The organism is Streptomyces sp. NBC_01241, from assembly GCF_041435435.1.
Lineage (GTDB): Bacteria > Actinomycetota > Actinomycetes > Streptomycetales > Streptomycetaceae > Streptomyces.
In genome coordinates, this window is the sequence record NZ_CP108494.1 from 6,808,127 (window position 1) to 6,823,855 (window position 15,729).

At 67.0% G+C, this 15,729-nt stretch carries 15 protein-coding genes; 9 read left to right on the forward strand and 6 right to left on the reverse strand.

What is annotated here, in order from left to right; all coding sequences use genetic code 11:
* Positions 1-10: 10 nt before the first annotated feature.
* From OG306_RS30700 to OG306_RS30710, 3 genes are all read right to left on the reverse strand, one after another.
* Positions 11-1,981: a beta-N-acetylhexosaminidase family protein gene (locus OG306_RS30700; RefSeq protein WP_266749319.1), complete on the reverse strand. Its 1,971-nt coding sequence runs from the start codon at positions 1,979-1,981 to the stop codon at positions 11-13.
* Between the two features lie 234 nt (positions 1,982-2,215).
* Complete coding sequence (locus OG306_RS30705; RefSeq protein WP_266749320.1) at positions 2,216-3,457, reverse strand: MFS transporter; 1,242 nt, start codon at positions 3,455-3,457, stop codon at positions 2,216-2,218.
* The gene (locus tag OG306_RS30710) at positions 3,454-4,089 is read right to left on the reverse strand and encodes an ArsR/SmtB family transcription factor (protein ID WP_266905100.1); all 636 of its coding nucleotides are present in this window, start codon (positions 4,087-4,089) and stop codon (positions 3,454-3,456) included. Before OG306_RS30710 ends, OG306_RS30705 begins: the two co-directional genes overlap by 4 nt.
* Positions 4,090-4,465: 376 nt before the next feature.
* On the opposite strand from OG306_RS30710, the gene OG306_RS30715 reads away from it, so the two are divergent.
* The 6 genes from OG306_RS30715 (at position 4,466) to OG306_RS30740 (ending at position 11,051) form a co-directional block, all read left to right on the forward strand.
* On the forward strand, positions 4,466-5,083 hold the full coding sequence (locus tag OG306_RS30715; RefSeq protein ID WP_266749323.1) for a TOPRIM nucleotidyl transferase/hydrolase domain-containing protein: 618 nt from the start codon (positions 4,466-4,468) through the stop codon (positions 5,081-5,083).
* Positions 5,084-5,279: 196 nt separating this feature from the next.
* On the forward strand, positions 5,280-6,338 hold the full coding sequence (locus OG306_RS30720; protein ID WP_266749325.1) for a vWA domain-containing protein: 1,059 nt from the start codon (positions 5,280-5,282) through the stop codon (positions 6,336-6,338).
* 413 nt (positions 6,339-6,751) lie between these two features.
* Positions 6,752-7,051, forward strand: coding sequence for a MauE/DoxX family redox-associated membrane protein (locus tag OG306_RS30725; RefSeq protein ID WP_266749326.1), 300 nt, complete (start codon positions 6,752-6,754; stop codon positions 7,049-7,051).
* A gap of 638 nt (positions 7,052-7,689) precedes the next feature.
* Positions 7,690-9,261, forward strand: coding sequence for a CDP-glycerol glycerophosphotransferase family protein (locus OG306_RS30730; protein ID WP_266749327.1), 1,572 nt, complete (start codon positions 7,690-7,692; stop codon positions 9,259-9,261).
* 3 nt (positions 9,262-9,264) lie between these two features.
* Complete coding sequence (locus tag OG306_RS30735) at positions 9,265-9,981, forward strand: IspD/TarI family cytidylyltransferase (RefSeq protein WP_266749329.1); 717 nt, start codon at positions 9,265-9,267, stop codon at positions 9,979-9,981.
* Entirely contained in the window at positions 9,978-11,051 is a 1,074-nt protein-coding gene (locus OG306_RS30740; protein WP_266905098.1) for an NAD-dependent epimerase/dehydratase family protein, read from the forward strand. Before OG306_RS30735 ends, OG306_RS30740 begins: the two co-directional genes overlap by 4 nt.
* 132 nt (positions 11,052-11,183) lie before the next feature.
* Here the strand turns inward: OG306_RS30740 and OG306_RS30745 are convergent, their stop codons facing one another.
* Positions 11,184-11,981: an acyltransferase gene (locus tag OG306_RS30745; RefSeq protein ID WP_266749332.1), complete on the reverse strand. Its 798-nt coding sequence runs from the start codon at positions 11,979-11,981 to the stop codon at positions 11,184-11,186.
* Between the two features lie 295 nt (positions 11,982-12,276).
* Between OG306_RS30745 and OG306_RS30750 the strand changes: the two genes are divergently transcribed.
* Both OG306_RS30750 and OG306_RS30755 read left to right on the forward strand, forming a co-directional pair.
* Positions 12,277-12,582, forward strand: coding sequence for a transposase (locus tag OG306_RS30750; RefSeq protein ID WP_266744336.1), 306 nt, complete (start codon positions 12,277-12,279; stop codon positions 12,580-12,582).
* A gap of 17 nt (positions 12,583-12,599) precedes the next feature.
* Complete coding sequence (locus tag OG306_RS30755; protein WP_266752043.1) at positions 12,600-13,490, forward strand: IS3 family transposase; 891 nt, start codon at positions 12,600-12,602, stop codon at positions 13,488-13,490.
* Between the two features lie 215 nt (positions 13,491-13,705).
* On the opposite strand, the gene OG306_RS30760 is transcribed toward OG306_RS30755, so the two are convergent.
* Both OG306_RS30760 and OG306_RS30765 read right to left on the reverse strand, forming a co-directional pair.
* Complete coding sequence (locus OG306_RS30760; protein ID WP_266749334.1) at positions 13,706-13,891, reverse strand: DUF397 domain-containing protein; 186 nt, start codon at positions 13,889-13,891, stop codon at positions 13,706-13,708.
* Complete coding sequence (locus OG306_RS30765; RefSeq protein ID WP_371665899.1) at positions 13,888-14,757, reverse strand: helix-turn-helix domain-containing protein; 870 nt, start codon at positions 14,755-14,757, stop codon at positions 13,888-13,890. Before OG306_RS30765 ends, OG306_RS30760 begins: the two co-directional genes overlap by 4 nt.
* Positions 14,758-15,190: 433 nt before the next feature.
* On the opposite strand from OG306_RS30765, the gene OG306_RS30770 reads away from it, so the two are divergent.
* Positions 15,191-15,724 (forward strand): hypothetical protein, encoded by a 534-nt coding sequence (locus OG306_RS30770; protein ID WP_266749336.1) that lies wholly within the window; start codon positions 15,191-15,193, stop codon positions 15,722-15,724.
* The last annotated feature ends 5 nt before the right edge of the window (positions 15,725-15,729 follow it).

Below are 15,729 nucleotides of genomic sequence, written 5' to 3' on the forward strand. Positions count from 1 at the left end.
GGCCGGGGGCCTATCGCATGCGGGTCTCCGCCTGCGCGAGGAAGGTGTCGAGCACGCCGTCGCCGACCTTGGGCTGGACGCTGCCCCAGGTGTTGCGCGGCGGGTCGACGCGCACGGCGCGTGCCTGTTCCCGCAGACGTTGTGATGCGGCGAGCTGTTGAGCGGCCGTGTCCTTGTCGCCCGCGCTCCAGGCGTCGAGTGCGTCCAGCATCGTCACGGTCGCGTCGCCCCACAGCCGGGTGGCGTCGAGCCAGGGCCCGGCGTCGGTGACGAATCCGGGCTGGACGGCGCCTTCGCGGATGACCGCGGGCGCGTTGCGGATCGCGGTGGCGTACGTGCGCAGTTCGCGCACGGCGTCGGCCCGGTCGCCGGTGTCCCAGGAGGCCCAGAAATCCGCTGTCCGGCGGGCGAGTTCGGGAGCCTGCGGCTGCCAGGGCGTGGCGCCGAAGGTGGGCGCCAGGTGCTCCAGGTCGCCGAACACCAGCAGGGCGTCGGTCGCCGCCCGGTCGCCGCCCGCGAGGTAGGCCATGGCGCGGCGCCAGTTGGCGCGTGCGTCGTACGCCGTGTCGTTCCAGGTGAAGTCGGCCGCGCCGAAGACGGCGACCTTGCTTGCGTACGGCTGGTTCATGGGGTTGGCCACGATGCCGGTGAGGTGCGCCGACAGTCCCGCCTCACGCTTGTCGTACGGCGCGAGGAGCAGCCGTCCACTGGTGTTCCCGTAGTCGTTGACGGGATAGTTGTCCCACACGAACACCTTGCGCCCGAACAGCTTCGCCGCCCCTTCGGCCTGCTGGTCGGTGATGCTGGGCGGCACGACGTCGGTACCGGTCCACATCACCTCGATCGCGGGGTCCAGCGTGGTGCGCAGGGTCTGCTTGTAGGCGGTGTCGGTCAGGTCGCCGTACTCGGTCGGCACCATCTGCAGCGGCTGCGCGCCCGGGTGGGTTGCGATGAAGGAGTGCTGTACGTCGTTGAGGAGGTCGGCCTGTGCCGTCGCGGCTGCTTGACGGCCGGGCTCGCCGAACGCCGCTTTGTCGCCGGCGCAGTTCCATCGGGTGTAGCTGATGTCGTCCAGCGGGATGGAGAACGCCCGCGTGCCCAGGTCGTACATCGCCTGGAGCTTGGCGGCGAGGTCCTTGCGATGGGCCGGGTCGGAGTAGCAGATCGACTCGCCCGGGGAGACCGCGAAGGTGAAGCGGACGTGGTTGGCGGTGGCGCGCCGAACCAACTCGCCCAGTTCCGCGAGCTTGTCGGCCGGGTAGGGGTCGCGCCACTTGCTGCGGTGGTACGGGTCGTCCTTGGGGGCGTAGACGTAGGTGTTGGCCTTCACATCGCCGTAGAAGTCCATCTGGTCCAGCCGTTCGGCGTGTGTCCACGGCTGTCCGTAGAAGCCCTCGATGGTGCCGCGCAGCGGCATCGAGGGGAAGTCGGTGGCCTGCGCGCCGGCCACCTTCCAGTCGTCACCGGCGCGTACGAACAGCTGGCGCAGTGTCTGAACGGCGTAGAACTGTCCGGTGGCGTCCGTGCCGCCGAGGGCGATCGCCGATCCGGGCCTGTGTGCCGAAACCCGCAGGGCGTAACCCTCGGCGTGGTCGGGAGCGGTCGTGGTGCCGAGTTCGCGGGCGACGTCCGGGCGGGCGGCGGGCCCGAGCCGCACGGTGAGCAGACCGGCGGCGGCCGGGGGCACGTTGCCGGGTGCGACGACGTCCACCCGCCCGGCGCCGTGCGCCTCGAGTTCCTCGACCAGGCGGCCGAGGGCCGCGGCGTCGGTCCGCTCGTCGGCCACGACGAGCACACGGCTCGTGACGACGGCGTCGGAGCCGGAGCGGCCGATGGACTGCGGGTTGGGTGAGACCGGCGGGAGGGCGGCAGAGCCGCCCGGGCCGGCCGCGCGGGCGGAGCTGGAGGGTGATGCCAGGCACAGTGCGGCGGTCGTCGTGGCCAGCAGGCAGGCGACCGATGTCACGTTGCGACGTCTCACAGGTTCTCCAAGTGGTCTAAACCAGCGAAGTGCTCAGGAGAATCCCGCAACAGAGCCGGACCGTCAAGGACTTCCGTGCGATCCTGTTTGGTCTAGACGTTTAGTTGTGTTGGATATCGGGCCATCGGAGAAGGGTGGGTGCCGCGTCTGGTACATCACCCGGATCCGGCCTCCAGGCGAACCTGGACGTCGATATCACGGTGTGAGACCGAAGGCAGGTCAACGGTCCAGCGGCTATGCGGACTTGGGGGATCGGAGCTCGGCGTTCCGTATCGCGGGGGCAGCGAAGCCGAGCACCGCGGCGAGCAGGCAGATCACGCCGCATCCGGCGAAGAACACGTCCGCTCCCCAGAGGGCTACCGTGATGCCGGTGGCCGGGAAGAGCACGGGCGCGAGGCCCAGCGTGCACAGGGTCGTGACCGAGGTGACCCGGCCGAGGTATCGCGGGTCGGTCTCCGTCTGGATCAGGGCACCGGTCACGGTCGTGGTGAAGCCGCTGGTCAGGCCGATCAAGGCGCCGAACATCACGGCGGCGGGAAGTGCGGGAGCATGCCCCAGGCCGACGGCTCCCGCAGCGGTGACGAGCAACGCGCCGGACATCGCAGGCCCGGGGCACGGTATCCGGGCCGACACGGTGAGCAGCAACGCCGAGGCTGCGGCTCCGACGCTGAACGCGCTCGCGATCCATCCCATGCCCGAGGCGCCCCAGCCGCGTTCGTCCGCCAGGAGCACCAGGCCGGTGGCGACCGGACCGCTGAAGCACATCTCACTCAGCCCGATCACCGTGACCAGTGGTGCGAGCATCCGGTGGCGGCGGACGTACCGCAAGCCGTCACCCAACTCACGCCAGGCGGAGGCGTGCTGAGGGGTTTTTGCCGAAGGAGCGATGCGTACGGTGAGCAGGGTGGCCAGCGAGAGGGCGAAGAGAACGCCTGCGGCCGTGAACGCGCCCGCCGCGCCGCCGATCACCAGGACGGCTCCCGCCATGACGGGGCCGACGGCATTGCTCAGCCGGATCGACAGTCCACGCATCCCCTGGACCCGGGCGAGTTGATCGGGCGTCGTGATGTGCGGCGGGAGCGCGCCCACCGCCGGCATGAACACCGCGTCCACCACGCCGAAGACCAACGCGACGGCGGCCAGCAGCCATACCCGCGGGGACGCGAACATCATGGCAGCGGCGGCGGCGAGGATCACCGCACAGCGAACCGCGTCGCCGGCGACAGCGACGCGGCGTGGCCCGAACCGGTCGGCCACCACGCCCCCGCCGAGCATGAGCACGGCCCGGGGAAGCGCCCCGGCCGCGACCACCAGGCCCACCTGCGAGGGACCACCGGCGCGAGTGGCGGCCCAGGACAGGGCAAGGAAGTACACGACGTCGCCAGTGACCGAAGCCGTATAGGCGCTCAGCCAGCGCAGGACATTGACGTCCCGGTAGGCAGGCCGCGCGGACGCGGCCACGTCGTGCGCGCTCACGCGTCACCGGCCGGCGGCACGGCCGTCCCGGGCACCGGAAACGCCTGCACTTGCAGCGTCACCGGAGAGGAGCCCTCGGGCGCCTCACTCGTACTCTGGCGATATCGCGAGATCACCTCGAAGATCTCCGCCCGCATCCGGTCCACGTCGCCCGGAGTCAGATGCAGGAGGAAGTCGCTGTAGGTGGCGACGTCGAGCCACTCCCGCGGAAGCAGGGCCAGCTCCTGCGCGGACCTGCGCAGCCGATCCGCGGCGGCAAGGGCCACTGCGTGGGTGTACCCGCGTCCGGCCTCGCGCTGCTCCGCGGACCCGGTCGCAGGATCGTGGACCGACTGGCGATGGGCGGATTTCCACCACCGTTCGCGGCCGGTGCCACGGTCCGGCTCCTCCACGATGAGCCCACCGGACGCGAGGCGACGCAGATGATAGCTGGCCGCACCCGGATTGATGCCGAACTCCTCGGCAACCCGGGTGGCGGTGGACGGACCACGGTCGCGCAGCAGGCCGAGCACGCTCAGGCGCAACGGGTGAGCAAGTACGCGCAGGGCAGCGGTGTCGAGCTCGATGTCCCGCTCCACGGACTCGACGGGGGCGGCAGCGGACCCGACGGGGGCAGCAGAGGAAGCGACCATGCGCCGAGGTTAGACCTGCAACAGTTGTTTCGAAAGAGATGTTGTGAAGTCATCCTGGAGTGGCGCGACTTCGGGCCGGGCGTCCAACGCCGTGTGCCGGTCGGATCCGGCCGGCACTACTGCCGCGAGATCTCGACCTCGGCACGGATCGCCCGCATGATCGGGGCGACGTCAACCAGTCCACGAATCCGCTGACCGGTCCACTCTCATGACGAGGAGCGGTCGGTGCCCTGTTCTGTGTGCTCCCCACGCTGCGCGACCGCGTTCGGCCGTCGCCCCGACTGCTCATCTGCTCCCGATCGATTGCCCACCGCCGATCGTCGCGCCGGCGGAAATTCTCTGGCGTGGTGGCCGGGAAGGGCGGAGACTCGGCCTCATGGCTGACATGCGGTTGTTCCTGGAGGCGGTCACCGCGTGGGCGGCCGGCGGCTCCGGCGAACCGGCGCGTGAGCTGGCCGCGCGGCTGTCCGTCCGGAAGGCCGTCCTGCTGGAAGGCCCGAGCGATGTCGCGGCGGTCGGCGCGCTGGCCGCGAGCCGCGGGCGGAACCTGGCGGCCGAAGGCGTATGCGTCCTGCCGATGGGCGGTGCGATGAGCGTCGGGCGCTTCGCCCAGCTCCTCGGGCCACCCGGCCTGGACCTCCGCCTCACGGGACTGTGCGACGAGGCGGAGCTTCGCTACTACGCCCGCGGCTGGGAGCGGGCCGGTGCGGCACAGCACGGGTTCTTCGTCTGCGCGGCGGACCTGGAGGACGAGCTCATCCGCGCGCTGGGCGTGACACGAGTGGAGGAGGTCGTCCGGGCGGAGGGCGACCTGCGCGCCCTGCAGACCTTCCTGCACCAGCCCGCACAGCGGGGCCGCACCTCGCAGCAGCAGTTGCGGCGCTTCCTCGGCACGAAGAAGGGGCGCAAGATCCGCTACGGTCGCCTCCTCGTCGAGGCACTCGACCCCGACCGCGTACCCGCCCCACTCGACGACCTCCTCGCCGGCCTCTGACTGCTGGGCGACGCCCGATACGGGCCATCGACACCGGCATTCCCTTTTCGCAGACGTGCAAGGCAGCTGCGGTTGTTGCGAGTTGGCCGGAGTCTGCCACGGAAACAGGCGGACGATCGGCCGTCGGACTCCACTGTCAGTGCCTCCCCCTAGGGTGAAACCATCACTCGGGGAGCCTCGGAAAGGGAGTGGAAGCGTGTCCACCAACAAGATTCAGCACAAGGTGAATCACGTCGCGCTGGTAGTGGACTGTTCGGGTTCCATGCATCCGCACCAGGGTCAACTCATCCGCGTTGTGGACGAGTTCGTGGCAGGTCTGAAAGCCGAGTCGGACAACCTCGGCCATGAGACCCGGATCAGCCTCTACTCCTTCGACCACAAAGTGGAGAACCTGGTCTGGGACATGGACGTGAAGCATCTGCCGTCCATGCGGGGTCTGTACAAGGTCAACAATGGTGCTACGGCGCTCATCGAGGCCTCGCTGAAATCTCTGGACGACCTGGACCATATCTGGGAGGAGTACGGCGAGCACAGTTTCCTTCAGATCGTGGTGACGGACGGCGAGGAGAACGCCTCCGGCGGCGACAGGCGACACGACGGCGACATGGCCATCCTCGGCCCCTGGCTCGACAAGATCGCGGCGAAGATGGGCGCGCTTCCGGGCCACTGGACTTCCGCGATCCTCGTTCCGAACTCCCTGGCGAAGCGGACCGCCCAGAACTACGGCTTCCCGGCCGGAAACATCGCCATCTGGGACGCGGATTCCAAAGAGGGTGTCGAGGAGGCGATCGGCACCGTGCGCGCCGCCGCCACCAGCTTCCTCCGGGGCCGCGAGCAGGGCGTGCGCGGTACGAAGAACCTGTTCGCCGTCGGCCAGGACATATCGGTCGACGAGGTGCGGGCGAACCTCGAACCGATCTCGGCGGACAAGTATCGGCTCCTGAAGGTCGACAAGGAGGTCGAAATTCGATCCTTCGTCGATTCGCATCCGGGCGTGACGTACGAACGCGGTTCGTGTTACTACCAGTTGGGCACCCGGGTGCAGGTTCAGCCCGATAAGGAAGTCATTGTGGTCGAGAAGGACACCGACCGCGCCTATACGGGCGATGCGGCGCGCAGCCTTCTGTTCGGTACGGGCATCCAGGGGACCGTCTCCGTGAAGGCCGGGAACAATCCCAAGTTGGAGGTGTACGTGCAGAGCCGTTCGGTGAATAGAAAGCTCAAGCCGAAAACGCGTCTGCTCATCATGCTCTGAAATTCAAGAAAAGGGTGCAGAGCGGGTGGTCCAGGATCAGCCGCAAAACGCCGGCCGGTCGTGGACCTCACCCGATGCCGTAACCGGACCTGAAACGTCGTCACGCGCAGGCGCAAAGATTCAGAGAAGTCTCACAGATGCCGCCGCCGCCCCTTTCGAATCAGTGTTTCACCTGGTCAGGAAGGTGGAGTTCCGCTTCAACGTGTGGCGGGTAACATATCGCCGCGTCGCTTTTGCCAAATACGCAGGTCGGGAAGGGCCCGACTCCTCGGAGTCGGGCGCTTGGCTCGTTCCCGTGCGGGGATGGTGCTGGGATGTGGTGAGAGTCTCGTGCTGACTCTCAGGCGTGGACCTCGACCTGGGCGCAGCTGTGAACCGGGTCCGCCGAGGTCTGCCGCGACCGAACCCCGCCCATGCCGCACCGGCGTCCCGGACCCCGGCCGGCACCGGAAGTCGTCCGTTCGGCGGCGGGGCTGCTGCTGTGCCGGCCGCTCGTCCTGCCCGGCGCCGTGATCACGGTGTCCTCGGGCCTGGTCCTCACCTTCGGCGTCGGAGGCGTCGTACGCCGCGACCTGAGTGGGCCCTGCGCGTGTTTCGGCGAACCGGACGAAGAGCTGTCCATGGCGCACCTGACACGCAACGCCGCCCTGACGGCGACGAGTTCGGCGGCCCTCGTGCTGCGCCTGCTGGGACCCGCGCCGCCGTGGGGGTAGACCGGGGCGGCGCTCGTCTTCCTGGTGGGCACCCTCTTCGTCGCGCGGTCCGACGTCTTCCCGCCCGGTGGCGGTGTCTCCTGGCCTCGGCGTTTCGGTCAAGTGGCGTCCGGATCTTGGACAGGAACGCGAAATGCCTTTGAAATGGGACGATATGACTTGTCGAAGGACCCTGAGAGCGACCTGATCGGCGTGGACCGGGAGCCGGTGGCCGGGCAGGTGCCCTTCCTCGGCTCTATCAAAAGCCGTCCGGGCCCGCCTTCTGGCGAACTTCACAGCGGGGTGCGGGATGAATGTGCACTGCGAAGAGTATTCGGGCCGTTGCCGTGCGAAATCACGGACGGCGTCGTCCAGGCAGATCAACAGCTCTCCACAGTAGGGCAAGGAGGGCCGGACTGGCTCGATACGCTATGATCCGATCACCGTCCCACCTGGCGCTGGCAGGCTCCGTAGCCGTCGCGCAAGCCTCATAGAAGGCACGACGGTTCACAAACGGAAGGACAACGATGGCGGGTTGCTCAATAGCGGCGATTTCCTGGGAGCGTGTGCACCTTGCTCTTGTTGTGACGGTCTCGGACTTCACTGGAGATCCTAGTACTCTCCGGTTCCTGATTGTTGACAACGAGCGCGAATTCCCGGTGAACTCTCGGCAGATCGACGCCGGACAGCACCGCCTGGAGATCAACGTCACCAACTTTCAGGACCGGCGCCAGGTGCCCAACGGCACGTGGCGGATCGTCCCGGTGGCCGGTGATGAGCGACTGCCCGCCGCCACCTTCGACCTCAAGGACGCGGACCGGCTCGACGTCGACTCCCGCTCCTACCTCTACGACCGCAACCGCTCCGTTTACGTGATCGCGTTCGGGATCTCGGACGACGACGAGAACCCCGAGTTCCTCATGCGGACGTACCAGTTGTTCCGCGGCGCGGGGCCGAGCAAGAACGCGGTGAAGAAGCCGCTCGGCAAGCGAATATCACTGAAGGTGCTGCCGCGGGCCCGGCGCCGCAAGATGGCCAACCAGTTCTACCGGGCCGCGCGCCGCCTGAATCCGCCGCGTGGCAACCGGATTCTGTTCGCCTCCGAAATGCGCACCGGCCTCGGCGGCAACCTGGCGCGTGTCCACGACCGGATGATCGAGCGGGGCCTCGACAAGAAGTACACGTTCCGCCGCTCGTTCCGGGTACCCGCCACGGCGAACAAGCGGAGCACGCTTCGTCTCATCTACCTGCTCGCGACGTCGGACACCGTGCTGATGGACGACTACTTCGGGCTTCTCGGAAACCTGAGCATTTCGCCCGAGACCAAGATCATCCAGCTCTGGCACGCCGGAAGCGGCTTCAAGGCGGTCGGCTACAGCCGGTTCGGAAAGTACGGTTCGCCGAAGCTGTCCAACGCCCACCGCAAGTACACGCATGTCATCACCGGGTCCAAGCATCTTGTGCCGGTGTACGCCGAGGCGTTCGGCATCGAGGAGTCGGCGGTCGTACCGACCGGCCTGCCGCGCATCGACACGTTCCTCGACAAGGAGCGTTCCCAGAAGGTCACTGACGACTTCTTTGCCTCGTACCCGCAGCTCCAGGGCAAGAAGATCGTGCTGTTCGCGCCGACCTTCCGCGGGAAGAGCATAGGAGACGCGCACTACGACTACGACCGCATCGACTTCGGGAAGCTCCACGAGGTCTGCGGCGACAAGTACGTCGTGCTCTTCCGGATGCACCACTTCATCGCGGAGCCCCCGCCGATCCCCGCCGAGTACGCGGATCGGCTGATGAACTTCGCGTCGTTCCCCGACACCAACGACCTGCTGCATGTGACCGACGTGCTCGTCACCGACTACTCGTCGATCATCTACGAGTACACGCTGCTCGACAAGCCGATCCTGTTCTACGCGTACGACAAGGACACGTATTCGGTGATCCGCGGATTCCACCGCGATTACGACACCGTCGCCCCCGGCAAGATCTGCGTGACCTTCGACGAGTTGCTCAAGGCTCTGCAGGACGAGGACTTCGACCTCTCGAAGGTCGAGGAGTTCCGGCGGGAGAACTTCGATTACGTCGACACCAACTCGGCGGACCGCGTGATCGACTGGCTGGTGGTCGGAGATCACGGTGGCAGGGATACAGGCGGCCAGCACCAGTGGCTCGGTCCCGTCCCGGATGACACGACGGTGGGCGACCAGCCGCTCAGCGACCAGTCAGAGGAATAAGTTATGAACGTTGCGTTGCTTTTCGCCGGCGGCATCGGGTCGAGGATGAACACCCGCGCCCTCCCGAAGCAGTTCCTGGAGGTCCAGGGCAAGCCGATCATCATCCACACCCTTGAGCACTTCGAGGCGCACCCCGAGATAGACAGCATCGCCATAGCGATACTCGCCGAGTACCGCGAACACATGGTGAAGCTGCTGAAGCGATACGAGATCCAGAAGGTCAAGTGGATCATCGACGGCGGCCGGACCGGTCAGGAGTCGCGGCACAAAGCCCTCGAGACGGTCGCCGCGGACTGCCCCGATGACACCGTCGTGCTGATCCACGACGGCGTGCGGCCGCTGATCGACGCCAAGTTGATCAGCGCCAACATAGAGTCGGTCCGGGAGCACGGCTCGGCCATCACCTGCACCAAGTTCAACGAGACCGTGGTGTCGAGTGAGTACGAGCACATCGACGACGTGATCCCGCGCGACCACATATACGCTGCCCAGGCCCCGCAGAGCTTCCGGCTCGGCGAGATCCTCTCGCTGTACGACCGGGCGGTCGCGGAGGACGAGCACGACACCATCGACTCGTGCTCCCTCATGCACCGGTACGGTCGCAAGATCTACCGCGTGGTCGGCCCCCGCTCGAACATCAAGATCACGACGGCCGAGGACTTCTACCTGTGCCGGACGTTCTTCGAGATCCGTGAGAACCAGCAGATCGTAGGTACGTGATTTCAGTGACCACTGTCTCCAGCTCGGTCGTGGCGCACGACCTCGATGAAATCCTTGACCGTGACCTGCCGTGGAGTGAGCTTTCCGGCCGCACCGTGCTGGTCACCGGCGCGAGCGGCATGCTGCCCTCGTACGTCGTCTACACCCTGCTCGCACTGAACGACCGGCACGGCGCGGGCATTACCGTGCACGGTCTGGTGCGGAACGAGGAGAAGGCCAGACGGCTGCTCGCGGACGTGATCGACCGCCCGGACTTCCACCTCGTCGTCCAGGACGTGGCGACTCCGCTCGAACTGTCCGGCCCCGTCGACTACGTGATCCACGGGGCGAGCGCCGCACGGCCCGCCCTGCACGGCAGCCAGCCGGTCATGACGATCAAGGCGAACCTGCTGGGCACCTTCAACCTGCTCGACCTCTGTGTGGCGAAGGCCAGCCGCGGATTCCTGCTGATGTCCTCGGCGGAGGTCTACGGCGCCCAGCCCCCGGAGACCGAGCTCATCGACGAGCAGAGTTATGGCGGCTTCGACATCCTCAACCCGCGGGCCTGCTACGCCGAGGGAAAGCGCGCCGCGGAGACGATCTGCGCGACCTACCAGGCGCAGTACGGCATCGACAGCCGCGTCGTCAGGTTCGGTCACGTCTACGGGCCGGGGATGGCGCTCGACGACGGGCGGGTGCAGGCCGACTTCGCGGCGAACGTGGTGGCCGGCAAGGACATCGTGCTCAACAGCGACGGTTCCGGCGTACGGACCTACACCTACGTGGCCGACGCCATCGCGGGGCTGTTCTACGCGCTGCTCTGCGGTGACCAGGTGGCCTACAACGTCGCGGACCCGTCCGGCCTGGTCTCGATCCGGCGGCTGGCGGAGCTGTTCACCGAGGTGCGCCCGGAGCGCGGGCAGCAGCTCCGGTTCACCAATGAGTCCGACGCGCGCTCCTACAGCCTGACGAAGAAGCAGGGCTTGGACAGCACACGGCTTGCAGCACTCGGCTGGAACCCCGTGGTCGATCTGCCGACCGGGCTGAACCGCATGGTGACCCATCTGGAGTCGAGCGCCCCGGGCGTTTAGCGAATCCCGCGTCGGCGCGCCACCGACACGGATCTACGGAAATCGCCAGGACGCACATTGCCTCGGGCGCGGACTTTCGTCCGCGCCCGAGGCAATGTGCGTCATGTCACTGAATCGCCGAACGTGGGCGCTTCAGGAGGATCGGAGCTTCCTGGCCAGCCGCCGCACCGAGGCCGGAAGGTACCGGCCCAGCCACCGCTGCTGCTGCCGCACCACCAGTTTCTCCGAAGCCCCGTTGTCTTCGGTGGGATTCCAGTACTGCGGGGATTTCTCGCCCTTGCGCGGATACAGCTCATTCGGACGGCGAGGAACGACCTCGGGACGCTCCCAGGCGATGTTCCGCCGCACCACCCGCGCCGGTGCTCCCACCGCGATGCAGTTGTTGGGAATGTTCGACGTGACGATGCTGCGGAAGCCGATCACCGAGCCGTTGCCGATGGTGACGCCGCCCATTACGACCGCGTGCTTCGCGATCCAGACGTGCTCGCCCACGACGATCGACTGGGACGGGTTCACGCGCTTCTCGGTGCGCACGTCGAAGATCGGGTGGGTGTCGTCGCCGCGCACCTCGATGTTCTTGGCGAACATCACGTCGGCGCCGATCGTCACCGACACGCCTTCGACGGCGGAGATGAAGGCGCGGCCGGCGCAGCCCACGTTCTCGCCGATCCGGATCCGGGACTCGTGCCCGCAGCGCAGTTCGAAGCGGAGACCTGCGCGCTTCTTCGTGGTCTGCTCGATCTCGATCTGACCGTTGTCTCCCGAGAAGGTGACGAGCAGGTCCTTGATGTCTGCCTTGGGGCTGATGACGAGTTTGTTGTTCGACCCCTTGAACCGGATATCGATCTTGGTCTCAAGGATCTCGCCGTCGTAGACGATCTCGTTTCCCTGATCGTCCTTGTAACGCTCCAGCTTGTGCAGTTGCAGCATCGTGATCTGAGGGGGCCCTTGACCGGGTCACGGGCTGGACCTGTCCCTCGTACCTCCGTTCGAGCCTGCGATTTTGGCTCAAGTTATCAGATGAATCTGTTGCTGAACCTGGGCGTGATCGAACCGATCGAGGCCGCAACACCGGCTGCCGGATCGAGAGCTTTGGCGCCGCGCAGTTCACGTTCAACGTAGTCCAGAGCGGGAACCCGTCCACGATCGAGCGCATGAAGTTCCACCCTGGAGCTGGACAGCCTGATACTGGGACGACAGGTTCCGGAGGAAGCAGATCCAGGTAGTGAGCAAGAAGAGCAATACGAGCAAGCGGTACACGGCCGAGTTCAAGCGGGACGCGGTCGGGCTGGTCCGCTCCTCCGGGCGGACGGTGACGGAGGTGGCCCGTGAGCTCGGGGTGAGCTCCGAAGGGCTGCGGGGCTGGGTGAAGCAGGCCGCGATCGACCGGGGCGAGGGGCCGGCCGGGGTGTTGACCACCGCGGAGCGTGAGGAACTGGTCCGGCTGCGACGCAAGGTCCGCGAGCAGGAACAGACGATCGAGGTGCTGGGAAAAGCGACCGCCTTCTTCGCGCGGCAGAAGACGAAGTAGCCGCGCGCTACCGGTTCATCGACGCGGAGAAGGCATCCGAGGACAATCCCGGCGGCTACGGCGTGAGTCTGCTGTGCCGGGCGTTGAAGGTGGCGCGATCGGCGTATTACGTCTGGCTTGCCGCGCGGCCCGCCGCCGAGGTGCGCCAGGCGGCCGAGGACGAGCTCGCCGGGGAGATCCGGCAGATCCACGCCGATTCCCGTGGGGCTTACGGGGCCCCGCGGGTGACCGCGAAACTGCGACGCGGGGGCAGGCGGATCAATCGGAAGAAGGTCGAGCGGATCATGCGCGAGCGCGACATCCGCGGGATCACCCGCCGCAAGCGCCGCAGCCTGACCAAGGCCGACACCAAGGCGGCCCCGTCGCCGGACCTGGTCGGGAGGGACTTCACCGCCGCCGAGCCCGGCACGAAACTGGTCTCGGACATCACATATCTGCCCACACTCGCCGGCTGGTGGTATCTGGCGACGGTCATCGATCTGGCGACCCGCGAGGTGATCGGGTACGCGATGGCCGACCACCATCGCGCCGAACTTGTTGTCGGCGCCCTGAAGATGGCCGCCGGCCGCGGCGCCCTGAGGGAGGACTGCATCGCACACTCGGATCGCGGATCGGAGTACACGTCGAGTGAATACCGCAAGCTGATACGGGAGTTGAAGCTGAGCCAGAGCATGGGACGAACCGGGTCATGTTACGATAACGCCGCGGCTGAAAGCTTTTTCGGTTTGCTGAAAGCGGAGATCGGGACCACCGTCTGGGAGTCCCACGAGGCTGCTCGCGCGGACGTCTTCCGCTTTATCGAGGTCGAATACAACCGAACCCGTCTGCGCAAGCATCCGGTCTACGGCTACGTCACCCCGATCGAGACCAGGGCCCTGGCGGCCCAAGATCTCACCCACGCAGCGTAAACATTCGCTGTCCATGATCGTGGGGGAACTTCACGCATCGAGCAGAGGGTGCGCCGGCACATTCTTCCGCACCTCGGATCCCAGCCGCTGAACGGCGTCGGCACGGAAACCGTGAAGCTGAGATGCGTGCCGCGCACGCCTCCTTCACCCAACGGATGAAGGATGCCTGAGAGGAGCGCCCCGGAGCCGGACTGGAACCGGCACGGGGCGCTCGATCAGGCCTGGGCGGCGTACGAGACGAAGCTCGCCCACGACGCGGGCGAGAGGGCGAGCTGAGGCCCCTGCTCGACCTTCGAGTCCCGGACGTGGACCGTCACGGGGGCCGTCGCCACCTCGACACAGCTGTCGCCCGAACTGCCGCTGTAACTGCTTTTGAACCAGACCAGTTCTGTGTTGTTCATGTTGCTCCTCGGATCTGCCGCAACAGGCTCAGGGAGTCCTCCAACGAGAGAGCCTGTGATCGCATCCTGGCATACCGTATCTGGAGCATGCTGACCACTTTGAGGTCGGAGATGAACTGGCCGCTTTCCTGCCCCTCGCAGTAGCCGAACCACCTGTTGTCCGGAGTCTCCAACAGCTGCATGGGGCCGTCGATCCCCGCGTGGCTGCCGCGCGCCTGCGGCATGACCTGGACCTCGATGTTCCGGAACCTCGCAAGTTTGAGGACGTGGTCGATGAGCTCAGCCGAGGCCTCCGGCCCACCCGTCTCTCGCAGGAATACGTGCTCCTCGACGATGAAGCTGTAGGCCGTGTTGGGGCGCTCAGTAAGTATCCGCTGCCGATCCGTACGCGCTGACAGCCGGGCTTCGATCTGGTCGTCCCCCAGCGGCGGAAGTCGCTCCGAGAACAGGCTTCGTGCGTACGCCTCCGTTTGTAAAAGCCCTGGAATCAACCGGCACTCGTATGTATAGAGGGCGACGGCCTCCGCTTCCAACTGGGCCCACTGCCGGAACCAACTGGCCAGCCCTGGACGCCGCGACAGATGCCGCGCCGCACCCCGCAGCGCCCCGAACGCGTCCAGCACCTCCTCCGCCCGGTCCACGAAGTCCGCCGGCGGAAAGCGTCTCCCCTGCTCGATCGAGGCGACGGTCGGTACCGAGTACCGCACCCGGGGCGCGAACTGCTCCTGCGTCAGCCGCGCCCGCTTCCGGAACGCCTTCAGGACCTCCCCGAAGGCTTTCAGACTGTCCGAACTCTCCGGTTCCGCCCCGCTGTTGCCCGCCGTACCCCCGTAAGCTCCACCCGAACCCACCACCGCTTCGTCCAACCCACCCACCTTCACGTACCGTCCCGCCGACCCACGTATGGTCACGCTTCACCCTGGGCGCGGTCCACTCTCCGCGCCCGTACGCTGACGCAGCGTACGGGTTCCTGATCTGACCCATGTGCCTATGCCGGATCGGGTGGCTGGTGAACAGGTTCGCTGGAAGATGTGCCTCCTGCTCGGTGCGGGTGCCGGCCGGGGGTGGCGAGGGACCTATTGGGGCATAGCGGCAATTCGGCCACATCAAACGGGAACGTCAACGGTTTCGATGGATCGACTTCCGCGCACACCGTGGTGCAGGCGGGCGAGGTCGGCGGCGGGGAGTATTTCCATTGGGTGCGGCTCTTCTGGAGGGAAGGGCTGAGCTGGGAGAATGCTGATCAGGGCTGTGCCCGGGGCTGCTCGTCTCTACCGTGGTGGTGGAGGAGGGCGGCTGATGGGTTCGCTGTTCGAGGAGTTGGAGGCTCGCGAGGCCGCTGCCCGGGTGCGGGTGGAGGAGCTCGAGGCCGAAATCGCGTCGGTGTCCGCCAAGTTGGAGCTGGCCCGGGAGGGTCTGGAGCGTCTGCGGATCGCGCGGGAGACGGTCGCCGAGGTGCTCGCGGAGATGCCCGGGGTGACGGTCGATGCCGGAGGACCGCCTACGGGTGAGCGGGTGGCGTCGGCGTATGCGGGGGCCGAGCGGCAGGTCATCGGGGTGCTGACCGTGCCGAACTGGCAGCCCGGGATGGGGCCGGACGTGCTGCCGGCGGTGTACCGGCACATCGTGGAGGTGGTGGCGGATGAGCCGGGGCCGGTCCGGGCCAAGCAGATCGTGCCCAGGATCGGACTGCCAGCCGAGACCGGGAAGATCGAGGGCGCGCGGTCGAAGCTGAAGCGGCTGGTGGAGCGGGGCTGGCTGGACGAGGATGCCCCGGGGCGACGGGCAGACCTTGGGAGTGCTCGGGGGCCATGTAGGGCGGGGTTCCGATGACCTCA